This is a genomic window from Actinophytocola oryzae (assembly GCF_004364325.1).
GTDB classification, from domain to species: domain Bacteria; phylum Actinomycetota; class Actinomycetes; order Mycobacteriales; family Pseudonocardiaceae; genus Actinophytocola; species Actinophytocola oryzae.
This window is the reverse complement of the sequence record NZ_SOCP01000001.1, coordinates 835670-861993: the sequence shown is the minus strand read 5'-3', so window position 1 is coordinate 861993 and position 26324 is coordinate 835670. Positions and strand designations below refer to the sequence as shown.

The following is a 26324-nucleotide window of genomic DNA, read 5'->3' as shown; positions in this document are numbered from 1 at the left end:
CCGCTCACACGCCGAACTCGCGCCGGAGCTCCTCCTCGGACACGTCGTTGACCTTCGCGGCACGCGACACCAGCTCCGGGGCGAACAGGGACGCCGGGTGCGCCGTCATGTAGGACACGGCCCGGAACGCGGTGCCGACCGTCACGTCCCGCCCGGCGGCGGCCCGCACCTGGCGCATGGCCCACGCCTGCCTGCGTTCCTGGTCCGTCGCGGGCGGCGGGGCGATCCCCAGCCTGGCCGCGTCACCCGCCGTCGACGTGCGCCACGCCGCGTCGACGACGACGTTCTGCAGGTCGAGGAACAATCGAGCGGGGGCGTCGAGGTCCGGCCCGGAGCGCAGGTACTCCGACAGGCAGGACGCGTGGAGCGTGGCGGAGGACATGCCCTGCCCGTACACGGGGTTGAACGACGCGACGGCGTCGCCGACCACGGCGAGACGGGCCGGGAACCGGTCCAGGGCCTCGAAATGGCGCCACCTGCTGTCGGGGTGGCGGTACGGGACGACCTCGCCGAGGGGCTCGCCGCCGACCGCCTCGGCGTAGATGGGCGCCAGCTCGCGGCAGCGGGTGAGGAAGTCCCCGGCCGGGCTCCCGAAGTAGGCGAGCATGACCGTCCACTGCTGGTTCTCGATCGCGCTGACCGCCGCGACCGCCAGCCCCTTCGAGTCGAAGGGCGGGGTGTAGCGGGAGATGCCGTTCTGCGGGCCGGTCCAGTCCTTCGAGCGCCGGAACCGCGCCGACAGGTACCGGACGTCGACCTGGAGGCGTTCCATCTCCGGCCGGGGCCAGCCGTCCCGCTCCAGCCAGTCGGAGAGCCTGCTGCTCCGGCCGGTGGCGTCCACGACGAAGTCGGCGGCCTCGACGACCTCGCCGGCGCCGGTCGTGTAGCGCACCGCGTCGACCGCGTCACGGGTGTAGCGCAGGCCCGTGACCCGGCCGGTGACGAGCGCGACGTTGGGCAGCGCGAGGGTGCGGCGACGGACGTGCGACTCGAGGAAGGGGCGGCTGCTGGCGACGAACCGGGTGTTGGGGGTGGTGATCTGCTCGACGTCGTCGAGGTAGGACGCGACGGCGTGCGGCGGGTGCAGGGCCGCACCCTCGGCGACGGCCTCGTCGACGATGCCGGGGAAGAACCGTTCGAGCTGCGCTCGCCCGCCGGGGAGCAGGACGTGCACCTGGTAGCCCTGCGGGACACCGGGCCGGGTCTCGCCGTGCGAGCCCGCGTCCGGACCGTCCGGCTCGATGATCACCACCCGGTCGGCGTGGTCGGCCAGCACTCGCGCCGCGACCAGCCCGGCCAGGGCGCCGCCGAGCACGCAGACCGTGCCGAACAGGCGCCGGGTGCCCTCGGGGGTGAGCGGGGTACTGAGCCTGTCGAAGACGTCGGCAGGTGAGTTCGGCATGCGGCTCCCGGGGCCGGTGTCGACACGACCCAAGCGCGTGACAGGGATGTGTGAGCGCCCTCAGGTTAGCGTCGGGAACGTTTGTTCCATTCAAACCCTTGGGGGTACTGACACCGGGCGTGACGAAAGGAGGCCGTCAGGACCCATGGGTCCTGACGGCCTCCGCACACCCCCCTCGGCCGGCGTCAGCTGACGTCGTCGTCGACCCAGTCGAACGACTTGGTGACGGCCTTCTTCCAGTTCCGGTAGACGCGTTCACGCTCGGCCGCGTCGAGGTTGGGCGTCCACCGCTTGTCCTCGGCCCAGTTCTTGCGCAGGTCGTCCAGGCCGTCCCAGTAGCCGACCGCGAGACCCGCCGCGTAGGCGGCGCCGAGTGCGGTGGTCTCCGCGACCTTCGGCCGCACCACGGGGACGTCGAGCATGTCGGCCTGGAACTGCATGAGCAGCTCGTTGGCCACCATCCCGCCGTCGACCTTCAGCTCCTTGAGCGCCACACCGGAGTCGGCGTTCATCGCGTCGAGCACCTCGCGGGTCTGGAACGCCGTGGCCTCCAGCACCGCCCGCGCCAGGTGGCCCCGGTCGACGAACCTGGTGAGCCCGACCAGCGCGCCGCGTGCGTCGGCCCGCCAGTACGGCGCGTACAACCCGGAGAACGCGGGCACGAAGTACGCGCCGCCGTTGTCCTCGACGGACCCGGCGAGCGCCTCGATCTCGCTCGCCGAACCGATGATCTTCAGGTTGTCGCGCAGCCACTGCACGAGCGCGCCGGTGATCGCGATGGAGCCTTCCAGCGCGTACACCGGCTTCGCGTCGCCGATCTTGTAGCACACGGTGGTCAGCAGGCCGTTCTTGCTCGCGACCTTCTCCTCGCCGGTGTTCAGCAGCATGAAGTTGCCGGTGCCGTAGGTGTTCTTCGCGGTGCCGATCTCGTAGCAGACCTGGCCGAACGTGGCCGCCTGCTGGTCGCCGAGGATGCCCGCTATCGGCACGCCCCGCAGCACTCCCGCGCCGCCGGTGCCGTACTGCTCCGACGACGAGCGGATCTCCGGCAGCATCGACAGCGGGATGCCCATCTCGCCCGCGATGTCGGCGTCCCACGACAGCGTGTCCAGGTCCATCAGCATGGTCCGGGACGCGTTGGTGACGTCCGTGGCGTGCACGCCACCGTCGGGTCCGCCGGTCAGGTTCCACAGCGTCCACGTGTCGGTGTTGCCGAACAGGAGGTCGCCGTTCTCCGCGCGCTCCCGGGCGCCGTCGACGTTGTCGAGGATCCAGCGGATCTTCGGGCCGGAGAAGTACGTCGCGAGCGGCAGCCCGACCTTGGCCTTGTACCGGTCGGCGCCGCCGCCGAGCGCGCCGAGCTCCTCCACGATGGACTGGGTGCGGGTGTCCTGCCAGACGATGGCGTTGTAGACGGGCTCCCCCGTCTTGCGGTCCCACACCACCGCGGTCTCGCGCTGGTTGGTGATGCCGACGGCGACGAGGTCGCCGGTGTCCAGGTTCGCCTTCGCGAGCGCCTGGTTGACCACGTCACGGGTGTTGGCCGAGATCTCCTTCGCGTCGTGCTCGACCCACCCCGCGCGGGGGAAGATCTGCTGGTGTTCCTTCTGTCCCACCGCGACGATCGTGCCCGCGTGGTCGAAGACGATCGCCCTGGTGCTGGTCGTGCCCTGGTCGACGGCTAGTACGTACTGGGTCATGAAAGGGTCCTTTCGGGGTCAGAACACGACCTGGGAGAGAAGTCCGGCGAGGAGGCCACCGATGACCGGGCCGACGACCGGCACCCACGCGTAGCCCCAGTCGGAGTTCTTGGCCGCGTGCAGCGGGCGTTCCGCCTCCCCCGCGTGGTCGGCCTCCGCCGCGTACTCCGCACCCGGTCCCCCCGCGCCCACCGGTACGGGCGGCCGCTCGGCGACCGAGGCCCTGAACCCGGTCGGGAGCAGGGCGTGTGCGATGCGGGGAGCGAGGTCACGGGCGGGGTTGATGGCGTACCCGGTCGGGCCGCCGAGCGAGGCGCCGATGCCGACCACCAGCAGTGCGACCGCGAGCGGGCCGAGGCCGCTCGGTGTCTTGGCGAACGACAGCACCACGAACACCAGCACGAACGTGCCGAGCACCTCGGTGAGCACGTTCCAGAGTGGACTGCGGACCTCCGGGCCCGTCGAGAACACCGCCAGCTTCAGGCCCTCGTCCTCCTCGGCCTCGAACTGCTTGCGGTAGGCGACGAACGCGAGGCACGCGCCGATGAAGGCCCCGAGGAACTGGCCCGCGAAGTAGACCAGCGTCGAGCCGAAGGTGACGTCGACGCCCTTGGCGTAGGTGTCGGCGCCGCTGGCCAGGATGCCGAGCGTCACCGCGGGGTTCAGGTGTGCGCCGGACTTGTAGGACACGTACACGCCGGCCATGACCGCGAGGCCCCAGCCGAAGTTGATGAGCAGGAAGCCGCCGTCCTTGCCCTTGGACTTGGCGAGCAGCACGTTCGCGACCACGCCCGCGCCGAGCAGTATCAGCATGCCGGTGCCGACTGTCTCGCTGACGAACACCTCTCCGAGAGACACGGGTTTCCTCCATTCGCCGTTGAACAGCTCGTGTTCCCCGTGCCGCACCGACACGCGAACTTTTCGAAGCTATGTCCGCGATCCGCGAGCGGGAACGCGACGGGGTCGGCATTGTCGAACGCGTCCCCCGAACGGTTACCGTCCCACCGGTTGACGTCTTTGGTCGTTGGTGTTCACGGGCCGCTCAGGGCCCATGAGCGACGCGTCGACGGGCTCGGTGAGCGTTCGACATTGCCGATGAGGTCGGATAGGTTCCGAAGGTGCCGGGTCCGATCCAGTCGATCGAACGTGCGGCGGCGATGTTGCGCCTGCTCGCACGGGGTTCCGGCCATCACGGACTCGCCGAGATAGCGGCCGCGCTCGGCCTCGCGAAGGGCACCGCGCACGGCATCCTACGCACCCTGCAACGGGTCGAGTTCGTCGAGCAGGACCAGAGTACCGGGCAGTACCGGCTCGGCGCCGCGCTACTGCACCTGGGGACGAGCTACCTGGACGCGAACGAGCTGCGGTCGCGGTCGATCAACTGGGCGGACAGCCTCGCCGCACGCAGCGGCCACGAGGTCCGGCTCGGCATGCACCTCGACGGCGCGGTACTGGTCGTGCACCACGTGTTCCGGCCCGACGACACCATGCAGACCCTCGGCATCGGCGCCATGCTGCCGCTCCACGCGACCGCGCTCGGCAAGGTGCTGCTCGCCTACGACGCGGGCCTGTTCGCCACGGTCCGCCGCGACGAGCTGACCTCACTGACGCGGCGGACGATCGTGCGGGCGGCGGCCCTGGAGCGCGTGCTCGCCGAGGTGCGCGCGGCCGGGTGGGCGAGCGAGGCCGAGGAGTCCATGCCCGGCGAGGCCGGCGTCGCCGCGCCGATCCGCCTCCCTGGCGGGCTCGTCGTCGGCGCGATCGGGATCTCGGGGGCCGTCGACCGGATCTGCCAGGCGGGCAACCGCCCCAAGGCCGCCCTGGTGGACCAGGTCTGCCGTGCGGCGGAGGCGGTGTCCCGCGAGCTTGGCCCGGCGAACTGAGGACGAGGAACGATGGCGCAGCGGTACGTGATGGCGATCGACCAGGGCACCACCTCGACCCGGTGCATCGTCTTCGACAGCAACGCCCGGCTCGTGTCGGTCGCGCAGCGCGAACACCGGCAGCACTACCCGAGGCCCGGCTGGGTGGAGCAGGACGCGGTCGAGATCTGGCGCAACGTCGACCGGATCATGCCGCAGGCGATGCGGGACGCGGGCATCGGCGCCGACCAGGTCGTCGCGCTGGGCATCACCAACCAGCGGGAGACGTGTGTCGTGTGGGACCGGCACACCGGCGTACCCGTCGGGCGGGCGATCGTGTGGGAGGACATCCGCACCGAGTCGATCGTGGGCGAGCTGGCCGCGCGGCCGGGCGCCGACGAGGTGGCCGCCCGCTGCGGGCTGCCGCTCGCCACGTACTTCTCCGCGCCGAGCCTGCGGTGGATGCTGGACAACACCCCGGGCCTGCGCGACCGGGCCGAACGCGGTGACGTGCTGTTCGGCACGATGGACACCTGGCTGATCTGGAACCTGACCGGGGGCGTCAACGGCGGCCTGCACGTCACGGACGTCACCAACGCGTCGCGGACCATGCTGATGAACATCACCACGCAGCAGTGGGACGCCGAGCTGCTGTCCTTCTTCGACATCCCGCACCGGATGCTGCCGCAGATCCGCCCGACCACCGAGATCCACGGTCGCACCACCCGGGTGGTGCCGGGCATCGAGATCGCGGCGGCGCTCGGCGACCAGCACGCGGCGCTGTTCGGGCAGACGTGCTTCGCCGAGGGCGAGACCAAGTGCACCTACGGCACGGGCAGCTTCCTGCTGATGAACACCGGCACCAAGCTGATCCGCTCCGAGCACGGGCTGCTCACCACGATCGGCTACCAGATCGGCGGCGAGCCGGTGACCTACGCCCTGGAAGGCTCGATCGCCGTCACGGGCTCGCTGGTCCAGTGGTTCCGCGACAACCTGGGGCTGATCCACAGCGCGCCGGAGATCGAGACGCTCGCGAGGACCGTCAAGGACAACGGCGGCTGCTACATCGTGCCGGCCTTCTCGGGGCTGTTCGCGCCGCACTGGCACAGCGAGGCACGCGGCATCATCGTGGGGCTGACGTCGTACATCACGAAGGGTCACCTGGCCAGGGCGGTGCTGGAGGCGACGGCGTGGCAGACCCGCGAGGTCGTCGACGCGATGAACGCGGACCTCGGCACGCAGACGAGGGTCCTGCGGGTGGACGGCGGCATGACGGCGGACCACCTGCTGATGCAGTGCATCGCGGACGTCCTGGACGTGCCGGTGATGCGACCGATGATCGCGGAGACGGTGTCGCTCGGCGCCGCGTACGCCGCGGGACTCGCGGTCGGTTACTGGCCCGACCTGGCGGGACTTCGCCGCAACTGGCACCTCGCGGCACGCTGGACCCCGCAGATGGACCCCGACACCCGCGAGGACGAGTACTCGAACTGGAAACGGGCGGTGGAGCTGACGTTCGGCTGGGCGAAGCCGAGGAACACCCCGGTCCCGGTGGGCAGGACCCCGCGGTGAGGTGTGACGCCCCGCCCCCGGGCTACCCCTGACTCCATGACGACCTACACGCACACAGCCGACGCCGACGTGTCCGCCGACGTCCTGTTCCACTACCTGTCCGATCCGCGAAACCTTCCCAGGTACTTCCCGCAGATGACGGCCGCCGAGCCGGAGGGCGGGGAGTCCGTCCACGTCGAGGCCGAGGTGCACGGCCACCACGTCGAGGGTGAGGCCTGGGTGCGGCCGGACGAGTCCGCCCGCCGCCTGGAGTGGGGTGCGGAGGGCCCGGACGACTACCACGGCAAGCTGCGGGTCGACGAGCTGGCGGCAGGCAGGTCCCGCATCACCGTCGCGTTGCACAGCGTCCGGGAGGCCCACGGCGGCGAGGTGCAGGAGGGGCTCGAGCAGACCGTGGCCGCGCTCGCACAGGCCGCCGCCGCGGACGGGGACGCCGACCAGCGCCGCTAGTGGGAGTGGCGTTTCACCACCCGGCGGGCGATGGCCCAGCGGTGGACCTCCGATGGGCCGTCGTAGATGCGGAACGCGCGGACCTCCCGCAGGTAGCGGGACAGGAGGATGTCGTGTGAGACGCCGAGCGCGCCGCACAGCTGCACCGCCCGGTCGACGATCCGCCACACCGCCTCGGCGACGAAGGTCTTGGCGATCGAGGTGAGCTGGGCGGCCGAGCGGCCCTGGTCCAGCTCCCAGCAGGCACGCGTGACCAGCGCGCGCGAGGCCTCGATGTCGATCTCGTTGTCGGCGATCAGCTGCTGGACCATGCCCAGTTCGGCGAGCCGGGCGCCGAACACCTTTCGCTCGGCGACGTAGCCGACGGCGAGGTCCTGGGCGCGTCTGCCGATGCCCAGCCACCGCATGCAGTGGGTCGTCCTGGCGGGGCCGAGGCGGACCTGCGCGTAGGTGAAACCCTCGTCGACCGCACCCAGCACGGCGTCGTCGCCGACCACGCAGTCGTCGAACCGGACCTCGCAGTGGCCGCCGATCATGCTCTGGTCGAGTGTCTCGACGTGGCGGACGACCCGCATGCCCGGGTTCTCCGCGTCGACGAGGAACATCGTGGCGCCGCCCCGGTCACCCGGCGTGCCGGAGGTGCGGGCCATGCAGATCGCGAACCCGGCACCGTCGGCGCCGGTGATGAACCACTTGTGCCCGTCGATGCGCCACCCGCCGGGGACCCGGGTCGCGCTCGTGGTGAGCGCGGAGGGGTCCGAGCCGGCACCGGGCGCGGGTTCGGTCATCGCGAAGCACGAGCGGACGCGGCCTGTCGCGAGGGGGGCGAGGTACCGCTCCTTCTGTTCGGGCGTGGCCACCTCCGCCAGCAGGTGCACGTTTCCCTCGTCGGGTGCCGCGATGTTCAGCGCGAGAGGACCGAACAGGGAGTAGCCCGCCGCCTCGAACACCGGCGCGCGGTCGCACATCCCCAGCCCGTGGCCGCCGTACTCGCGTGGCGCGTGCGGGGCGAGGACCCCGGCGTCGGCCGCGGCCCGCTGAAGCTCGACCCGACCCTCCTCCCCCACCGAGGCGATCACCCCGCCGTGACGTTCCTCCAGCGGCACCACCGTGTCGCGTACCAGGGCCTCGGTGCGTGCGACGAGGTCCGCGACGTCGTCGCCGTGCCGAAGGTCGATCGCCATGCGGCCTCCTCGAACGCAAGGCTAATGAGCATTAGCCAGCACGAGGCTAACATTCCGAACGAGAACCGGCAGTATGCTGCCCAGTACGGCTACCGTCCGATAGCCCCCGGGAGGGACCAGTGACCGCAGCGGCGGGCACGCGGGACGCGGAGATCCGCGACGCCGCGTTGGAGCTGTTCGCTCGCGACGGTTACCGGGCGACCACCATGGGCGACATCGGTGCGGCCGTGGGAGTTCGCGGGCCCAGCCTGTACAAGCACGTCACGTCCAAACAGGACCTGCTGGCCCGCATCATGCTCGACACCATGGCCGCGCTGCGGGAAGCGCACGGTGTCGCCGTGCGTGCCAGTGCCGACCCGGCGGTGCGGCTGCGGCGCGCGGTCGAGGCCCACGTCCGCTACCACGCCAGGCACCGCCTGGAGGCGTTCGTCGGCAACCGCGAGATCCGCAGCCTGGAGGAGCCGCACCGCACCGCGGTCCTGGCCAGCCGGGACGACTACGAACACCGCTTCCGCGCGCTGGTCGCCGACGGTGTCCACGCGGGACGGTTCGACGTCACGTCCGTGCGGCTCGCGTCCTACGCCGTCCTCGACCTCGGCATGGGCGTCGCCGCCTGGTACCGCGAGGACGGCGAGCTGTCCGAGGACGAGATCGTCTGGTACTACGGCGACCTCGCCATGCGCATCGTCGGCGCGCCCGGCTGATCAGTGCCCTCGGGCCCGCTCACGCAGGACGAACTTCTGGATCTTGCCCGTCGCGGTCTTCGGCAGGTCCGTGAACACCACGTGGCGCGGTGCCTTGAAGCGTGCGAGGCGGGTGCGGACGTGTTCGACGATCTCCTCCGCCGTGACCTCAGCGCCCGGTGCCAGTGTCACGTAGGCGGCGGGGACCTCGCCCCACTTCTCGTCCGGGACGGCCACCACGGCGGCCTCCAGCACGGCCGGGTGGGACGCGATCGCCTGCTCCACCTCGACCGAGGCGATGTTCTCCCCACCGGAGATGATCACGTCCTTGCTCCGGTCCCGCAGCTCGACGTAGCCGTCCGGGTGGCGCACGGCGAGGTCGCCGGTGCGGAACCACCCGTCGGGTGCCGCGGCCGCGGTCGCCTCGGGATCCTTGTAGTAGCCCAGCATCACCGTGTTGCCGCGCACCGCGATCTCGCCGGTCGCCGTCGCGTCGGCCGGGACCTCCGCGCCGTCGGCGTCCAGCACCCGCAGCCCGTCGGTCGTGTAGGTACGCACACCCTGGCGTGCCTTGAGCCTGGCCTGCTCCGAGGCCGGCAGCGCGTCCCACTCCGGCCGCCAGTCGCAGACGATCGACGGGCCGAACGTCTCGGTGAGCCCGTACAGGTGCGTGATCTCGATGCCCAGGGCGGCGGCCTTCTCCAGCAGGGCCGGTGACGGCGGCGCACCGCCGGTCTGCACGCGCAGCGACTCCACCGGCGCGGCGGCCGGGTCGTGGGCCAGCATCGTGAGCACGGTCGGGGCCGCGTTGAGGTGGGTCACCCCCTCGGCCGCGATCAGGCGCCACACCTCGCCAGGGTCGACCTTGCGCAGGCACACGTGCCGCCCGCCCGCCGCGGTGACCGCCCACGGATAGCCCCAGCCGTTGCAGTGGAACATGGGCAGCGTCCACAGGAACACCGACGACGGGTCCAGCCCCGCGTGTGCCACCTGGGACAGCGCCTGCAGGTAGGCACCCCGGTGGTGGTACATCACGCCCTTGGGCCTGCCCGTCGTCCCGCTCGTGTAGTTGAGGGCGAGCAGTGCGCGTTCGTCGGTGGGCCTGGTGGCCAGCGGTGTCGCCGACATGGCAAGGGAGGCGTACTCGTCGTCGGCGCCGCCCGCCTCGACGAGCCGCAGGCCCGGCAGCTCCGCCGCGATCGAGCGGGCGACAGGAGCGAACTCGGCCTCGTACAACAGGACCGTCGCGTCGCTGTGGCGCACGATGTGGGTCAGCTCCGCTGGTGCGAGCCGGATGTTCAACGCCACCAACGGGACCCCTGCCCACGGCACCGCGAAGTGTGCCTCCAGCATGACGTGGCTGTTGGTCGCCAGCACGGCCACCGGCCTGCCGTCGGCCAGCGCCGCGAGACCGCCCGCCACCCGGCGGCACCGCGCGTGCAGCTCGCCGTAGGTCAGGCGCAGGTCACCGTCCACGACGGCCACCCGGTCGCGGTGAGCCGAGGCGGCCCGCTCCAGGTGCGCGGTCGGTGTCAGCGGCTCGTAGGACATCTCGGTCATGGTTCTCCTACTCCGCGCTCACGGTGGCTCCACTTCGGACCGAGGCCCATCCCCCGTGCCTACCACCGCGACGGCCCCCGACGCCAGGACACGTGATCGTCTCCTCACGCCGCGCGAAGCCAGGACACGTAGTCGGCGACCGCGCGCTCGGTGTCGTACGCGGGCCGGAACCCCGTGTCCTGTGCCAGCCGCGTGGTGTCCAGCCAGAGCCGCCGACCGGACCCGCCCGCAGGCAGGTCGACGCGGGTGTCGGGGACCACGTTCCTGATGGCGGCGAGGACCTCCGCGTTGCTGGTCGCCCGACCGGACGACACGTTGTAGGTGCGGTGGTTGAGCACCTCCGCGAGCTGCAGCGCCGCGATGGCACGGCCGCAGTCCTTCGCGTAGCACATGTCGATGGCGTCCTCGGCGTGCGCCGGGGCGTACAGCGGTGCGAGGTCGGGTTCGGTGCCGAGGGCCGCGGCGCGCACGAGGGCCGGTGCCGCGAAGAACGGCGACGCCGCGTGGCCGTGCGGACCCCAGATCGCGGCGATGCGGTAGTTGACCAGGTCCAGCCCCGTCACCCCCGCCAGGTGGTCGGTCAGCAGCTCACCGATCTTCTTGAAGGCCGGGATGACGTGGCCCGAGGACATCGACAGCGGCACGTCCTCCTGCAGCGGGCCCTCCTCGGCGACGCCGGCGTACACGCCGACCGTGCTCGCGACGCCCACCCTCGACACCCCCCACTGCCGGGCGGCCTCGACGACGTTGAGCAGGCTGGCGATCGCCTTCCGCGCCCCGTCGACCGGTTCGTGCGCGCCGGGTGGCCAGGGCACCGAGCCCGCGAGGTGCACGACGCCGGTGATCTCGTGGCGCTCGCCGACCGAGGGCAGTGCCGAGGGATCGATGATGTCGGCCTGTTCCACCACCACCCGTTCGCCCGCGAGGTCCTCGGGGACCTCGGCCGTGCGCCGCTGCACGAGGACACACGACTCGCCGAGGTCGAGCAGTGCCCGAACGGTGTGCCTGCCGATGAAGCCGAGTCCCCCGGTAACGAGGATCATGACAACTCCTGTCCTGACGCTGATCATCAGTATTACTGACGATCAGCCTAGTCGTAAGATCGGACAGGTGTCGAGGAACGACGGGCCGGGACCCGAGGTGAGCACGCGGCTCGGCTATCTGCTCAAACACGCCCAGCTGCGCATGAACGAGCTGAACGCGCGGGCACTGGCGCCCCACGGCGTCAACGGGCGCGAGCTGGCCGTGCTGCTCGCGCTCACCGGGACCGAGCCCGCGTCACAGCAGGAGGCCGCCCGGCGCCTGGGCATCGACCGCACGACGATGGTCGCGCTGCTCGACACGCTCGAGGACAAGGGCCTGGTGTCACGCCACCCCGACGCCGAGGACCGCAGGCGCAACGTGGTGGAGCTGACCGAGGCCGGACGCGACACCACGGAGAAGGCGACCGCGGCGAGCGACGAGGCCGAGCGCGACTTCCTGGCCGCGCTCGACCCCCGAGCCGCCCGGCAGCTGCGTGCGGCGCTGCGGGCGCTCGTGTCAGGCACTCAGGAGAACGACACCGAGTAGCTGTTGCTGACGAAGTCGTACCCGCCGCTCGACGACGTGATCTCGAAGCCGAACTGCACCTCGCCGACCGAGACGTCGCCGTACCAGCCCTGGCCCCTGACCCAGTTCATCACCGCGAGCACGTCCACCGACCCGGAGTTCGTGTTGCCGGTGCGCACGAAGGAGAACACGGCGTTGGCGCCGTTGCTCCCCCGGTAGACGTCCCAGGTGTGACCGCCGATCGACGCCGTCGTCTGCTTCGAGCCGAGCGGGCCGACCGCGCCGGTCTTGTTCATCCACAGCATGATCTCGTAGGCGTTGTTGTTCGCCCAGATGTCGTAGGCCGTGGCGTAGGCGCCGCTGCCGGGCCTGGTCACGTTGAAGCTGCTGGAGAGGCTGCGCAGCGCGCTGAGGTTGCGGCCGATGTTCCTCGCCGAGTGCGGGTACGCCTTCACCCCGCCGGTGTTCGGGTGGTTGGCCCACACCCCCCAGTTGCTGTACGAGTTGGCCCAGATGGTCTGTGGGCCCGCGCCGCTGCCCCACACATCGTTGCGCACGGTGTAGCCACCGTTGGACCACGTTCCCCATTTGTCGGTCGAGGACCACGCGGCCGCCTGGGCGGTGCCGGCTGTCGCGACGGCGATGGCCGCCACGGCCACCACCGTCGCCAGTGAACGTATCGGGTTCCGCATGACGAGTTCCTTCCGAGCGTCGTTGCACGGCAGGTGCAGGGACTCGTCGAAGCGCTTCGATAAATCGTCGAAGCGCTTCGACGAACTTTCACGAAGACACCCCGGTTGGCGGGGTCGAAACGCCCCGACTATGGCACCGATGTCACGAACGGTCAAGGCCGTCCCACCGAGAGTCATGACCATGCCCTGCGGGCCGGGCGATACCCTCACCCCCGAGGGAGGGTGGTGGCTGATGAGGCGCGGGACGAACCTGCCGGCGGTGGGTGGGTTCAACCAGACGGTCATCCTCGACCTGATCCGGCGGTCCGGCGGCGGGTTGAGCCGGGTCGAGATCGCGGAGCAGACCGGGTTGTCCGCGCCGACGATCTCCAACGTCTGCAGGCGGCTGCTCGAGGACGGGCTGATCGTCGAGACCGGCAAGCGCATCCAGGGTCCCGGCAAGCCACGCGTCATCCTGGAGCTGGACCCGAAGAGCCGCTTCGCGCTCGGCGTCCACCTCGACCCGGCCGTGGTCACCTACGCGGTGCTCGACCTGCACGGCGACGTCGTGTCGCACATGCGCAGACGCACCCCCTCCAGCGGCAGGCCCGCCAAGACGGTCACGGCGATGGCGTCGGCGATCGACGAGGTGGTGGCGCGGTCCGGCGTGGACCGCGAGCGGCTGCTCGGGCTCGGGATCGCCGCGCCGGGGCCGATCGACGCCGCACGCGGCATCGTGGTCGATCCCCCGCTGCTGGAGGGCTGGCAGAACGTGCCGCTCCGGGACGCGCTCGCCGACGCGACCGGGCTCCCCGTGCTCCTGGAGAAGGACGTCACCGCCGCCGTCGTCGCGGAGCTGTGGCGCAACAGCGAACGCGAGGACTTCGCGTTCTTCTACCTCGGCACCGGCATCGGGGTGGGGCTCGCGCTGGGCGGCGAGGTCCTGCGCGGCGCCACCGGCAACGCGGGCGAGGGCGGGACCCTCGTGGTCTCCGGCGACCTGCCGCCGAAGCGCCGGAGCGACATGCTCGGCCACGTCGCGACCCCGCCGCTGCTGGTGGCACAGGCGATCGACGCGGGCGTGCTCGCCGACCGGGCCGACCCCGTCGACGAGATGTTCGCCGAGCTGGTCGCCGCGGCGGAGGCGGGCGACACCGCCGCGACCGCGATCCTCGACCGGGCCGCGCGGCTCATCGCGTCGTCGATCGTGTCCATTGTGAACCTGCTCGACGTCGCCGAGGTCGTGTTCGGCGGTCCCTACTGGGACCGGGTGGCCGACCGGTTCCTCGCCACGATCGGCGAGCTGGTCAACAGCTCGGCCCACCGCGTGACCCGGCATCCGGTCACGGTCAGCACGTCCTCGATCGGTGCCGACGTCGCCGCCGCGGGTGCCGCGTGCCTCGTACTGGACACCAGCCTCTCGCCGAGGACGTCCAGCCTGCTCATCTCCACCTGAGGCGTTGACACCTCCAGACCGCGTGAGTAGCGTGTCCCGCAATAAGTTTATCGTTTTACTTTATTCGTTCTCTGCGGGTCCATCGAGGAGGATGTCGTGCACCGCAGGTCCGCTCTCGCGCTCTGCGCCGCGCTGGCCGTCGTGACCAGTGCCTGCTCCGCCGGCGGCGAGGGTGGCGACGTCGCCCTCACGTTCATGACGTTCGAGACCCCTGCCCTCACGGCGAAGTTCTGGGACACCTCGATCGACACGGCACTGGAGGAAGTCGACGGGGTGACCGTCGAGAAGATCGTCACGCCCGACGCCGACCGCAACGCCTACGCCAAGCAACTCCAGGCCAGCGGCCAGTTCCCGGACGTGCTCGCGTCCATCAACCCGAAGGACTTCACCGAGGCCGGGCTGCTCAGCCCGTTCGACGAGGACTGGCTGGCGGAGAACTTCGTCGACCCCGGCGCCAACGACATCGACGGGAAGACCTACATCCCGCCGACCAACCCGCAGGTCCTGCCGCTGGTGTTCTACGACAAGAAGGCCTTCGCGCAGCACAACATCGCCGTGCCGTCCACGTGGGACGAGTTCATGTCCACAGTGGCCACGTTGAAGGATGCCGGCGTCACGCCGATCGAGTTCGCCGGGCTGGAGGGCTGGTCGGCGAGCATGCCGCTGGTGGCGCTGGCGAGCGCCGACGTGCTCGGCGAGAACCCGGACTGGATCCAGCAGCGGTACGCGGGCACGGTGAAGTTCACCGACCCGGAGTTCGTGCACGCCATGGACAAGGCACGCGACCTGGTCGAGGCGGGCGCCTACGCGTCCGGTGCGCTGAGCGTGGACTACGCGACGGCCAACAAGAACTTCCTCGATCACCACAGCGGCATGTACCTGATGGGCAGCTGGCTGATCGGCCAGATCCCGGCGGACGAGGCCGACGACTTCGGTGCCTTCCCGCTGCCGACCGAGGACGGGAAGACTGTGCTGCCGTTCAACGTCGGCGGCACCACGTCGGTCAGCACGCAGGGTGCGGACCCGGCCAAGGCCATGGACTTCGCCAAGGCGTGGTCGCTCGCGCCGGCGAACCTCAAGGTGCTGATCGAGACCGACGGCGCGTTCCCGATGCTGAAGAACAAGTCGATCGGCGACTTCGGCGCGAAGGTCACCCCGCTCTACACCGAGTGCTACACACTCGCGAGCGCCGACCACGACAAGGTCAGCGCGTTCGGCTGGGTCAACAACGACGACGCACTACCACCTGGTGTGAACGACCTGTTCTACGCGCTGTCGCAACAGTTGTTCGCCAACGGTGACGTCAAGGGTCAGCTCGCGCAGCTCGACTCGGACTGGGACTCGGCAGCGGGCCAGTGAGGAAGTCCCTCGCGCCGATCGCGTGGCTCGCGATGGCGCTCTACGCGACCTTCCTGCTGTACCCGGTCGCGCGGAGCGCCGTCATGAGCTTCACCAACCGCAGCCCGCTCAAGCCGACCGAGGCGTTCGTCGGGTTCACCAACTACGCCACGCTGTTCACCGACGAACGCCTCCTCGCGAGCCTGCGGTTCACGGTCGCCGTGGTCGTGGTGGTGACCGTGGTGTCCAATGTGGTCGGCCTGCTGTTCGCCATGGTCCTCAACGGACCCGGCCGCAACTTCCGGGTCATGCGGACGGTCGTGTTCGTCCCGCAGGTGCTCTCCGGTGTGGTCGTCGCGTTCGTGTGGCGCAGCATCCTGAACCAGCACGGGCTGCTCAACACCGTGCTGGCCGACCTCGGCTTGGTCGACGACCCGGTGTCGTGGCTCGGCAGCACCGAGATGGCCACGCTGTCGATCTGCGTGGTGGTCAGCTGGACCACGATCGCGTTCGCCACGGTCGTCTACACCGCCGCGCTGCGGTCGATCCCGGCCGAGCTGTACGAGGCGGCGCGGGTCGACGGCGCGGGTGCGTTCGGCCGGTTCCGGCACGTGACGCTGCCGATGATCGCGCCGGGTGTGACGATCAGCGTGGTGCTGTGCCTGATCACGACGTTCAAGCTGTACGACATCATCGCCGTGCTCACCGGCGGCGGGCCCGCGAACACGACCAAGTCGACCGCCTACTACCTCGTCACGGTCGCGTTCACCAACAACAGGTTCGGCTACGCGTCGTCGATCGCGATGCTGCTGCTGGCGTTGACCGCGGGTGTCGCGTACGGCGTGACCACGATCCTGCGCAGGCGGGAGGCGCACCTGTGAAGACCAGGGTCGCTGCGGGCTGGCTCGTCACGCTCGCGTTCGTGCTGCCCATCTACCTGGCGCTGGCCAACGCGTTCAAGACCCAGGACCAGATCGACGCGAGCCCGCTCGCACCGCCCGCGCCGTTCACGTTCGACAACATCGTGACCGCGCTGTCACGGCCTGACCAGCTCGTCCAACGTGGACTGTTCAACTCGGTGCTGGTCACGACGTTGTCGGTGGGTCTGCTGATCCCGCTCGCGTCGGCGTTGAGCCTCTACATCTCCGAGCGCACACCGAAGGTCAGGGCGGTGCTGCTCGCGGTGTTCGCGTTCGGGCTCATGGTGCCACCGCAGGTCGTGTTGCAGCCGATCGTGTTGCTGCTGCGGGACGTCGGGCTCGCGAACACCCACGCCGGGCTGATCCTCGCGAACGTCGGCGGCGGCTACCTGTCGTTCGCGGTGTTCGTGTACGTCGGTTTCCTGCGCACGGTGCCGAAGTCGGTGATCGAGGCCGCCCGCATCGACGGCGCGTCGGACCTGCGGGTGTGGTGGACGATCGTCCTGCCGCTTGTCCGGCCCGCGACGGCGACCGTCGGGATCTTCCTGGGGCTGTGGGTGTGGAACGACTTCCTCAACCCGCTGTTCATCCTCGGGCCGCTGCGCGGGCAGACCATCACGACCGGTGTCTACCTGTCGCTCGGCACGTACTCGATCGACTACGCCCAGCTGTTCGGGATCATGTTCCTGGCCGCGGTGATCCCGGTGGTCGGCTACCTGGTCGCGCAACGGGAGTTCATCCACGGACTGATGTCGGGAGCGGCCAAGTGATTCCGTCCATCGAGGACCTCGCGGTGGAGTGGCTGAGCCGCCACGAGCTGGTGCACCTGCACTCGCTGCGCAACCAGTGGGGCCAGGCACACGTGAACGCGGACCTGACCTCGCTGTCGTGGCTCGCGATCCCGCCCTACAGCGGCGGTTACCACACGGGTGTGTTGCGTGTGGACGGTCGGGTTGTGGCGGCCGAGCGGTTCCGGTGGGCGCCATGGGGTGTCGAACGCGAGGGCCGGTCGGGCGAGGTAGTGATCCGCACCGACACGCGACTCGGCTACGAGGACACGACCGTGCTGTGGTCGACCGAGCTGCGCAACACGGGTTCCGAGGCCGCCCGGGTGGTCGTCGAGCATGAGCTGCTCGCACCCGTCGCGCACAGCGAGGTGGACTGGGGCTGGACCTACGGCACGCCGTGGAACGCCGGGCACTGCCACGACTTCTTCACCACCGAGCGGATCCGCGCAGAAGTACTGGCCGACCGGCCCCGGCAGGTGCAGCTGCTCGGCGACGACCAGCGGTGGCTGCGCCTGGGGTCGCCACGCCTCCCCGGCATCCAGCGCGACGAGGACACCGAGCCGATGCTGCTCACCGCCGAGCTGCCCGACCACTCCACACCGGACTCCGGTCGGGTCCGCGCACCCGCCGCGGCGGCCACCGTCCACGTCGTGGCGGTGACCCCGCACGGCGGCCGGGCGCGCGTCTTCGCCGACGGCTGGCGGCTGTCGGCGCCGGACGACGAACACCGCGTCGGCCGGGTGGCTCTCCAGGCCGACACCACGGTCGCCGTCGACGTCACGCTGGGGCGGGGCCACCCGACCGGCATCCTGCTCACCCACGGCAACCACCCCGACTCGTTGCAGCTCGGAGTCGGCGCGGGCCGGGTCTGGCTCGCGATCGGCGGCGAACGGGTGAGCGCGACCGAGCCGCTGGGCACCGGCCGCCACCGGCTCGAGGCCAGGGTCACCGAGACCGGCGCGACCCTGTCGGTCGACGGCACCGAGGTGGCGCGCACCGCGCCCTGGTGGGGTGACCAGCGGTGGCATGCGGTGGTGAGCGGCGACCTCGTGACGATCACCGACACCCGATCCCCCGCCACGTCCACCTACGCCGTCCGCGACGCCGCCGAGCTGACCGTCCGGCACGGCGAGTCCCGCGCCGCGGCACGGTGGACGATCGAGCTGGCACCCGGCGAGACCAGGACCCTCGGCGTGGTGCTGGCCATCGGCGGCGACGCCAGGTCAGCGGCAGCCGACTTCGACGTCCGGCACGCGGCCGTCGCGGACCGCTGGCGGGCGTTGTGGGCCAACGCGTTCGTCCCCGGCAACCCCGACCACTCCGGCTACCTGCCGACGTTCCGCTCCCCCGACCCCGGGCTCGCGCGCACCTACTACCTCGGCGCCCTGCTCGCGGTCTACCTGCGCAACACCGGCGTCAGCGACATCCGGCCGGTGTTCCTGACCGGCGGCCCACGCCTCGGCCCCACGACCACGTTCTACTGGGACATCTCGGAATGGGCCCGCACCGCCGCGATGCTCGAACCGGTGGGGCTGCGGGCGTGGCTGCTCGCGGCGCTGCGTCAGCCCTACGACCGTTCGCACTCGTTCGACACCCGCAACCTCCTGCCCGTGGGCAACAACTACGCGTCGAACCTCCACGCCCTGTTCCGGCTCACGCAGGCCTACATCGGGGTCACCGCGGACCTCGCCGTGCTCGGCGAGCGGGCGGGCGACCGGACCGTGCTCGCACACCTGCGGGCCATGGCGAACCGGCCGCGCACCGGCAGGCACGGGCTGGTCGACTTCGGCGGCGACGCGTGGGAGCTGCTCGAGTGCGTGCCGAACTACCGGCACGCCGTGGTCTCGTTCAACGCGAGCCAGGTCGGCGTCCTGCGCTCGTTCGCGGCGTTGCTGCGGATGCTGGGCCACGACGACGAGGCCGCGACGGCGGAACAGGACGCGGCGACGCTGGCCACGGCCGTGCTCGGCCAGTACGCGGGCGGCGGCCGGTGGCGGATCGCGCACCCGGACGGCGACGAGATCATCGGGCACTGTCTCGACTTCGGGCTGGTGGCCGCCGAGCTGGCCGACGACCTCGACGACGACACGCGTGCCGACATGGTCGCGTTCGTGCGGGACCACCTGCTCGACGGCGACTGGTTGCGGGCACTCGCCCCCGACGACCCCGTAGCACCGCGGTCCGACCGGCCCGACCACGGCGCGGCAGGCGCGTTCGCCGCCTGGCCCGGGGTGACCGCGTACGGGCTGGCCCGTCTCGGCCGTCCCGACCTGGCCGCCGCGTTCCTCGCCCGGCTGCCCGCCAGCCGTTCCGGCGCACTGTGGGGGCAGGCGGTCGAGGCGATCGGCGGCGGCCGGTTCCGGGTGGCCGAACGCGGTGTGGCGAACCGGGACAGCAACGCGGCCGTCGCCTGCACCGAGGCGGTCATCGCCGGACTGTTCGACATCACCGCGGGGTTCGGCCGGATCGGCGCAGGCACCCTGCACTGTCCCTTCGGGACGCTCCAGAACGTCCGGGCGGCCGGCTTCGACCTGCCGGCACCCGGTCTGGGCGCCGCACGACGGAAAGGAGACCTCGGCGCCACCGCCTGACCCTGCAGCGAGAACGTCAGCGACGACGGAGAACCCCATGACCACGAGAAGATCCCGCGCTCTCACCGTCATCATCGCCCTGGCCGCGACCACGGTCGTCGGCACGGTGGTCGGCACCGCCCCGGCGACCGCCGACGAATGGTCCGACCTCCAGGGCAAGCTGGCCGGCATCACCGGCACCTGGACCACACAGGACTACGCGAACTCGGTCACGACCGGCATGCCCGACACGGCGTTGCTCGGCAACGGTGACGTCGGCGTCATCTCCGGCGGCGGCACCGGCTTCAAGACCTTCTACCTGTCCAAAGGCGACTTCTGGAACGCCAACCCGTCGCCGAGCACGGCAGGCCTCGGCGGCGTCTCGATCCGTCCGACCGGCGGCACGTCGGCAGCCAACCTGGCGCTCGGCGCGACCGCCACGGCGTCGAGCGCACACGAGTCGTTCCCGGCCTCCCGCGTGGTCAGCGGCGGCTGGGGTGCTGGGTACGAGGGCTGGGTGTCGCAGGTCGGCAAACCGCAGTGGGTCCGCCTCGACCTCGGTTCGGCGAAGACCATCGGGCGCTACGTGATCCGTCACGACGCCGACGCACGCCCCGAGGAGACCGCGAACACGTCCAGGAACTTCGAGGTGCAGACCAGCGGCAACGGCACCGACTGGACCACGATCCGGTCCTACACCAACAACACCGCGGCCCGCACCGACGAGACGATCAGCGCGGTGACCACGAGGTACGTGCGAGTCAACCTCACGACGCCGACCCAGGAGTCCACTTCGGACTCCACGGCGAACCCGAGGGCCAGGATCGGCCAGATCGAGCTGTACGCACCGGGTTCCACGCCACCGCCGGCGGCGACCTTCCGTGAGACGCAACGCATCGCCGACCCGCAGATCGACACGGACGTGACCATCGGCGGCGCCCCGCTGACCATGCGCACCTGGCAGGGCGCGAACAACGCGGTCGTCGTCACCGAGGTCACGTCCAACGCCAGTGCGGCGACGGAGCTGGAGCTGTCCACGTGGGCGGGCGCGGGCAGCCCGAGGAGCACGTACGCGAGCGCGGCGGGCAACGACGCGGACACGCTGTGGGCCACCAGAACCACGGCGACGGGCACACGCTGGGTGTCCCGCGCGGCGATGGCGACCGAGGTGCGTGGCACCAGCCTGATCAGCCCGAGCACGTCCGGCGCCACGGCGAGGGCGCGGATCCGGCTCAACCCGGGCCAGACGGTGAAGATCGTGACCGCGGTGGGCGGCGGCGGGCAGAACCCGACCAACCACCTCAGCTCGGCACAGCAGCTGGTGACAGCGCAGACCGACGCGACACTGTCCACACTGAAGTCGCAGAAGACCCAGTGGTGGCGCGACTTCTGGCTGAAGTCCTCTGTGAACCTCGGCGACTCGACGCTGGAGCGTTACTACTACGGCGCCCAGTACCTGATCGGGTCGGCCAGCCGCGCGGGCAAGCTGGCGCCGGGCCTGTACGGCATCTGGTACACGACCGACGCGCCGAACTGGAGCGGCGACATGCACCTCAACTACAACTTCCAGGCGTCGTTCTACGGGGTGTACTCGAGCAACCGCGCGGACCTGGCGCTGCCGATGTTCCAGGCGGTGCGGGACTACCTGCCGGAGGCGGAACGCCGTGCGCAGCAGGACCTTCGCCGGGTGAAGTCGGACTACGTGAACGGGCGGTGGCCCAGCGGCGGGCTGCCGGACGGCACGCTGTTCCCGGTCGGGATCGGCCCGTGGGGCACCACGACCGACGACAACTACTGGCAGCAGGTCAGCAACGGCCTGTTCAACACCTCGCAGTTCATCGCGTACTGGGACTACACCCGGGACGTGGACTACCTGCGGAACACCGCGTATCCGGTGCTGCGTGAGGAGACGGCGTTCTTCGAGCAGTGGCTGCAGGCGTCGGGCACGCGGCTCGACCTGTGGGGCGGTCCGCACGAGGGCACGTGGGGCCGCAACTCCGGGCCGGACCTGGGTTTCGTGCGTCAGCTGCTGACCACGATGCTGGAGGCGAGCCAGGTGCTGGGGGTGGACTCGGGGAAGCGGGCGCAGTGGCAGGACATGCTGAACCGCCTGGCGCCGATCCCGCAGACCACGTACAACGGGCAGAACGTGTACGCGCTGGCGGACCCCGGCACGATGGTCGGCGGCGACACGAGGGTGTTCCGGCCGGGCGACAACACGGTCAACCTGGAGTTCGTGCACCCGGCCGAGGGCCTGGGTCTGCGTTCCCCGCAGGCCGACCGGGACCGAGCGGTCCGGACGATCAGCGCGATGGGCTCGTGGGGCCAGGAGAACTCGTTCCCGAAGGTGTTCACGCAGGCCGTGCGCGTCGGTTACGACGCGAACACCGTGATCAGCCAGCTGTCGCAACAGATCAACCAGAAGATCGGCCCGAACCTGCGCATCCGCGACTCGGCCCACGGCATCGAGAAGTCGGGCGCCACCGAGGCGATCAACAGCATGATGGTGCAGAGCAGCCAGGGCGTGATCGACGTGTTCCCGGTGTGGCCACGCAACAGGAACGCGAGCTTCGCCAGGCTGCGGACCAGGGGCGCGTTCGTGGTGTCGGCCGCCCTGTCGGGCGGCACCGTGTCCGGGCTGTCGATCCGCAGTGACGCGGGCGGACAGCTGCGAGTCGGCAACCCGTGGAGCGGCGGCGTACGCGTCACCGACTCGGCGGGCAACACCGTGTCGAGCACGCTGTCGGGCGGTGTGGTCACGGTGAACAGCACCGCAGGCCAGACGTACACGTTCTCGCAGGCCTGACACTGGGCGCACTGAAGGACTCCTTCCTGACGCTGGGCGTTACGAAGGACGCCTTCAGTGCGCTCGGCCCACCCTGACCTGGGCTGCAACCGAGCTGTCGACATGCCGTCGACGGTGGGTGCGACTGTCGTCGGATCCACCGATCGAGAGGTAGTCGCACCATGTACGTGTTCCGTCGAGAAACCTTCGCACGCCGTCGGACCGGTCTGGTCGCCGTGGTCGCCACCGCGGCGATGCTGACGATGGCAGGCCCGGTCGCGGCCCGGCAACCCGCTGCCCCGGCCAAGCCGGCCGCCGACAGACAGGCCTCCCCGCCGTCAGCTCCGCGGCCGTTACCCCTGTCCGCCAAGAGATCCGCCGCGCCGGCCGAGCAAGCGGGCACCCGGATCGTCGGCGGCGCCCCGGTGAACTTCGGCGAGTTCCCCTACTTCGTGGCGCTGCTCGGCACGAGTGGCGGCGAGCTGCGTTGCGGCGGCTCGCTGCTGTCGACCACCCAGGTGCTGACCGCCGCGCACTGCGTCACCGGACTCGCCCCCGCCGACCTCCAGGCCGTCATCGGCGGCACCACGCTGGCCGGCGCCGACCTCGGCGTGAACCGGAAGATCGGCTCGATCACGGTCGACCCGGCGTTCGACCCCGCCACGTTGCGGCACGACGTGGCGGTCCTGACCCTCGCCAACCCCATCACGCGCGCCGATACCCGGGTGCAGTGGCTGCGCCTGGCCCAGGGCAACGAGCTGGGCCTGGTCGACCCGGACGACACCGCGACGGTGATCGGGCACGGCAGCGCGACACCCGACGGCCCGAACTCGCCGGACCTGCGCAAGGTCGTCGTGCCGATCCAGTCCGACACGACCATGGCCGACCCGACCCGCTACGGCACCGCGTTCGACCCGGCGACCATGGTCGGTGCCGGCCCGCTCGCCGGCGGCCAGGGCTTCTGCCGAGGCGACGACGGCGGCCCGCTCGTGCTCGCCGCCACCCCGCAGGACGTCCAGCTCGGTGCCGTGAGCTTCGCCAACGGCTGCGCGCAGCCCGACCTGCCGGGCGTCTACGGCGAGCTGTACCAGGGAGACGTGGCGGCGTTCGTCAACGCCAGGGTTCCCCGGCCCGCCAACGACGGGTTCGCGGGCGCGACCGTGCTGCCGGGCAACGCCGGCGCGACCACCGGCACCAACGAGAACGCCACGCTCGACCCGGGCGAGACCGGCGCCGAGGCCGACGTCTGGTACACGTGGACCCCGTCCGAGTCCGGCACCGCCCAGGTCACCGTCAACCAGCACGGTTTCGACTCCGAGGTCGCGGTCCTCACCGGCAGCTCGGTGACCGGGCTGACGACGGTGGCGGCCAACGACGACGCCAACGGGACCCTCCAGTCCGAGGTCGAGTTCGCCGCGGTGGCAGGCACCACCTACCGGATCCGGGTCGACGGGTTCTCCTTCGACTACGGCCCCTTCACGATCGGCTACGGGGTCAACCGGCCGGCCAACGACGACTTCGCCTCGGCCACGAACCTGGCCGGCGAGACCGCGGTGGCCGGGATCGTGTTCACCACCGGCGCCACCGGCCAGGCGGGCGAGCCGAGCCCGGTCAACGGCGCCGCCAACGCGTCGGTCTGGTACTCGTGGACCGCGCCGGCCAGCGGGACCGGCCGGTTCATCGCCGTCGGGACCTACGACACGACCCTGGCCGTCTACACCGGCAGCACCCTGGCCGGCCTGACCCAGGTCGGCGCGAACGACGACGCCAACGGCACACGCCAGTCGCTGCTGACGGTGCCCGTGACCGCGGGTGTCACCTACCGCGTCCAGGTCGGCGGGTTCGCGGGCGCCCGAGGCATCACCGAGGCACAGGTCGCCGTGAACCCGGAGGCCAACGACCTGTTCTCGACCGCACAGGCGATCAGTGGCACGGCAGGGACGGTGTTCGGGTCGAACCTGCGTGCCATCGGCGAGCCCGGTGAGCCGGAGTTCAACGGCGGCGCCCACAGTTCGGTGTGGTACCGCTGGACCGCGCCGGTCAGCGGCACGTTCCGGGTCACCACGGCGGGCTCGTCGTTCAACACGGTGCTGGCGGTCACGAGAGGCGCGACGCTTCCCGGGCTGACCGTCATCCTGGTCAACGACAACGACGGCTCCGGCGGCGAACAGTCGGCACTCGACTTCGCCGCCGTCGCGGGCACGACCTACCAGTTCCTGGTCAAGGGCGTCAGCACCGGCAACCGTGGGTCGATCCAGCTCAACTGGCGGCAGGTGTAACGGGTCCGGGCGGCGACGCACGCGTCGCCGCCCACGCTCACCACGCCTTGCCGGCCTGTTCGCGGATCGTGCGGTTGATCCGGTTGAAGAAGTTGGTCATCGCGATGTCCAGGATGATCGCGGACAGCTGCTTCTCGTCGAAGTGCGCCGCCGCCGCGGTCCAGATCTCGTCGGTCACGCCAGGCGCGCCGTCCTGGAGCCGAGTCGCGGCCTCGGTCAGCGCGAGCGCCGCCCGCTCCGCCTCGGTGAAGAACGGCGTCTCGCGCCAGGTGACCACGTTGTGCAGCCGTTTGTCGGTCTCCCCCTGCTTCTTCGCCGACGCGACCCCGGCGAACACACACGGGCTGCAGCCGTTGATCTGGCTGGCCCGCAGGTGGACCAGCTCGAGCACGAGAGGGTCGACGCCGCCCGCGTGCACCGCCTTGTACAGCTGCTGGATCGCCGCCGTCACCTCGGGACTGCCCTGGTTCGTCATGCGTGCTGCCATGTCCTGCTCCTCCGTCGGTTACCCGTGCCCCTCCGGGCCCGTCATCACCCATGACGGAGTGGTTCGGAGGAAGGTAACGGCATGACGGATCCGGTGGCCGAGGCGTTCGAGGCCCAGCGCGACCGGCTGCGTGCGGTCGCGCACCGCATGCTCGGGTCGCACGCCGACGCGGAGGACGTGGTCCAGGAGGCGTGGCTGCGACTCGTCCGTCAGGACGCGGCGACCATCGACAACCTCGCGGGCTGGCTGACCACGGTCGTCGGCAGGCTCAGCCTCGACGTCCTGCGGTCACGGCGGGCGCGCCCCGAGTCGTCCTACGACGACCGGCTGCCAGAGCTGGTGGTGACGGTCGACGACGGCCCGACGCCGGAGGACGACGTGGCACTCGCCGACTCGGTCGGGCTCGCGCTGCTGGTCGTCCTCGACTCGCTGGGGCCGAGCGAGCGGCTGGCGTTCGTGCTGCACGACCTGTTCGCCGTGCCGTTCGACGAGATCGGCCGGATCCTCGGCCGGTCGACCGACGCCACCAAGATGCTCGCCAGCCGTGCCAGGGCGAAGGTGCGGGCAGGCGAGCGTCCGGCGGCCGTCGGGCGGGAGCAGCGGGAGGTGGTCCGGGCCTTCCTCGCCGCCGCCCGCCTCGGCGACTTCGAGGAGCTGCTGCGGGTACTCGACCCCGAGGTGCGGCTGACCGTCGACACGCCGGGTGGCGTGGTCGTCGTCCTCGGGGCCACCGAGGTCGCGGGCGGCGCCCGGTCGCGAAGCGCGGGCGCCGTGCGTGGGCGGGCGGTGCTCGTCGACGGCCTGCCGGGGTTCCTGGCCTGGCGCGAGGACGGCACCCCGCTCTCGGTCCTGGCGTTCACGATCGGCGACGGCCGGATCACCGCCATCGCGGCCGTCGCCGACCCGGTAAGGCTCGCGGCGATGGACCTGCCCGCCATGCCCGGGTGACGGCGCCACCGAACCCGGTAGGACCGGATCACGATGCCGGAGTGCCGCCGTGCTCGCCGGCCTGCCCGAGGCGGGTGAGCGCGCTTCGCGAGTCCGCCGAGGTCCGGCGGCGCATCGGCGC

The 26324-nt window shown here is 70.9% G+C and carries 21 protein-coding genes; 13 read left to right on the top strand and 8 right to left on the bottom strand.

What is annotated here, in order from left to right:
- Positions 1-4 precede the first annotated feature (4 nt).
- The 3 genes from CLV71_RS03665 to CLV71_RS03655 form a co-directional block, all read right to left on the bottom strand.
- Positions 5-1402: an FAD-dependent oxidoreductase gene (locus CLV71_RS03665; RefSeq protein WP_133901089.1), complete on the bottom strand. Its 1398-nt coding sequence runs from the start codon at positions 1400-1402 to the stop codon at positions 5-7.
- A 185-nt stretch (positions 1403-1587) separates the two neighbouring features.
- Positions 1588-3102, bottom strand: coding sequence for a glycerol kinase GlpK (gene glpK, locus CLV71_RS03660; protein ID WP_133901088.1), 1515 nt, complete (start codon positions 3100-3102; stop codon positions 1588-1590).
- A gap of 18 nt (positions 3103-3120) precedes the next feature.
- Positions 3121-3960: an MIP/aquaporin family protein gene (locus tag CLV71_RS03655; protein WP_133901087.1), complete on the bottom strand. Its 840-nt coding sequence runs from the start codon at positions 3958-3960 to the stop codon at positions 3121-3123.
- 260 nt (positions 3961-4220) lie between these two features.
- On the opposite strand from CLV71_RS03655, the gene CLV71_RS03650 reads away from it, so the two are divergent.
- The 3 genes from CLV71_RS03650 to CLV71_RS03640 are packed head-to-tail and all read left to right on the top strand — an operon-like array spanning position 4221 to position 6986.
- Complete coding sequence (locus CLV71_RS03650) at positions 4221-4985, top strand: IclR family transcriptional regulator (RefSeq protein ID WP_133901086.1); 765 nt, start codon at positions 4221-4223, stop codon at positions 4983-4985.
- 12 nt (positions 4986-4997) lie between these two features.
- Entirely contained in the window at positions 4998-6536 is a 1539-nt protein-coding gene (glpK, locus tag CLV71_RS03645; RefSeq protein WP_133901085.1) for a glycerol kinase GlpK, read from the top strand.
- 36 nt (positions 6537-6572) lie between these two features.
- Positions 6573-6986: an SRPBCC family protein gene (locus CLV71_RS03640; RefSeq protein WP_133901084.1), complete on the top strand. Its 414-nt coding sequence runs from the start codon at positions 6573-6575 to the stop codon at positions 6984-6986.
- Here CLV71_RS03640 and CLV71_RS03635 read toward each other — a convergent pair.
- The gene (locus CLV71_RS03635; protein ID WP_133901083.1) at positions 6983-8170 is read right to left on the bottom strand and encodes an acyl-CoA dehydrogenase family protein; all 1188 of its coding nucleotides are present in this window, start codon (positions 8168-8170) and stop codon (positions 6983-6985) included. The genes CLV71_RS03640 and CLV71_RS03635 overlap by 4 nt on opposite strands.
- Before the next feature lie 119 nt (positions 8171-8289).
- Here CLV71_RS03635 and CLV71_RS03630 point away from each other — a divergent pair, with 119 nt between their 5' ends.
- Positions 8290-8874, top strand: coding sequence for a TetR/AcrR family transcriptional regulator (locus CLV71_RS03630; RefSeq protein ID WP_133901082.1), 585 nt, complete (start codon positions 8290-8292; stop codon positions 8872-8874).
- On the opposite strand, the gene CLV71_RS03625 is transcribed toward CLV71_RS03630, so the two are convergent.
- The gene (locus CLV71_RS03625) at positions 8875-10413 is read right to left on the bottom strand and encodes an AMP-binding protein (protein WP_133901081.1); all 1539 of its coding nucleotides are present in this window, start codon (positions 10411-10413) and stop codon (positions 8875-8877) included. It lies immediately after the preceding gene.
- Positions 10414-10517: 104 nt separating this feature from the next.
- The gene (locus tag CLV71_RS03620; RefSeq protein WP_133901080.1) at positions 10518-11456 is read right to left on the bottom strand and encodes an NAD-dependent epimerase/dehydratase family protein; all 939 of its coding nucleotides are present in this window, start codon (positions 11454-11456) and stop codon (positions 10518-10520) included.
- Between the two features lie 67 nt (positions 11457-11523).
- Between CLV71_RS03620 and CLV71_RS03615 the strand changes: the two genes are divergently transcribed.
- The gene (locus CLV71_RS03615; RefSeq protein ID WP_243866200.1) at positions 11524-11982 is read left to right on the top strand and encodes a MarR family winged helix-turn-helix transcriptional regulator; all 459 of its coding nucleotides are present in this window, start codon (positions 11524-11526) and stop codon (positions 11980-11982) included.
- Here CLV71_RS03615 and CLV71_RS03610 read toward each other — a convergent pair.
- The gene (locus tag CLV71_RS03610) at positions 11961-12653 is read right to left on the bottom strand and encodes a GH12 family glycosyl hydrolase domain-containing protein (protein ID WP_133901078.1); all 693 of its coding nucleotides are present in this window, start codon (positions 12651-12653) and stop codon (positions 11961-11963) included. The two genes, CLV71_RS03615 and CLV71_RS03610, sit on opposite strands and share 22 nt — an antisense overlap.
- Before the next feature lie 232 nt (positions 12654-12885).
- On the opposite strand from CLV71_RS03610, the gene CLV71_RS03605 reads away from it, so the two are divergent.
- The 7 genes from CLV71_RS03605 (at position 12886) to CLV71_RS03575 (ending at position 24768) form a co-directional block, all read left to right on the top strand.
- A complete protein-coding gene (locus CLV71_RS03605; protein ID WP_133901077.1) occupies positions 12886-14088 on the top strand; it encodes an ROK family transcriptional regulator in 1203 nt (400 codons plus the stop codon).
- 96 nt (positions 14089-14184) lie between these two features.
- A complete protein-coding gene (locus tag CLV71_RS03600) occupies positions 14185-15447 on the top strand; it encodes an ABC transporter substrate-binding protein (RefSeq protein WP_208297357.1) in 1263 nt (420 codons plus the stop codon).
- On the top strand, positions 15444-16307 hold the full coding sequence (locus CLV71_RS03595; RefSeq protein WP_208297356.1) for a carbohydrate ABC transporter permease: 864 nt from the start codon (positions 15444-15446) through the stop codon (positions 16305-16307). Before CLV71_RS03600 ends, CLV71_RS03595 begins: the two co-directional genes overlap by 4 nt.
- Positions 16304-17116 (top strand): carbohydrate ABC transporter permease, encoded by an 813-nt coding sequence (locus CLV71_RS03590; RefSeq protein ID WP_133901076.1) that lies wholly within the window; start codon positions 16304-16306, stop codon positions 17114-17116. Before CLV71_RS03595 ends, CLV71_RS03590 begins: the two co-directional genes overlap by 4 nt.
- Positions 17113-19725, top strand: coding sequence for a hypothetical protein (locus CLV71_RS03585; protein ID WP_133901075.1), 2613 nt, complete (start codon positions 17113-17115; stop codon positions 19723-19725). Before CLV71_RS03590 ends, CLV71_RS03585 begins: the two co-directional genes overlap by 4 nt.
- 37 nt (positions 19726-19762) lie before the next feature.
- Positions 19763-22510, top strand: a complete 2748-nt coding sequence (locus tag CLV71_RS03580) for a discoidin domain-containing protein (RefSeq protein ID WP_133901074.1) — start codon at positions 19763-19765, stop codon at positions 22508-22510.
- 161 nt (positions 22511-22671) lie between these two features.
- The gene (locus tag CLV71_RS03575) at positions 22672-24768 is read left to right on the top strand and encodes a S1 family serine peptidase (RefSeq protein ID WP_133901073.1); all 2097 of its coding nucleotides are present in this window, start codon (positions 22672-22674) and stop codon (positions 24766-24768) included.
- 37 nt (positions 24769-24805) lie between these two features.
- Here the strand turns inward: CLV71_RS03575 and CLV71_RS03570 are convergent, their stop codons facing one another.
- Entirely contained in the window at positions 24806-25255 is a 450-nt protein-coding gene (locus tag CLV71_RS03570; protein WP_133901072.1) for a carboxymuconolactone decarboxylase family protein, read from the bottom strand.
- Positions 25256-25336: 81 nt separating this feature from the next.
- Here CLV71_RS03570 and CLV71_RS03565 point away from each other — a divergent pair, with 81 nt between their 5' ends.
- The gene (locus CLV71_RS03565) at positions 25337-26203 is read left to right on the top strand and encodes a sigma-70 family RNA polymerase sigma factor (protein ID WP_133901071.1); all 867 of its coding nucleotides are present in this window, start codon (positions 25337-25339) and stop codon (positions 26201-26203) included.
- Positions 26204-26324: the final 121 nt, after the last annotated feature.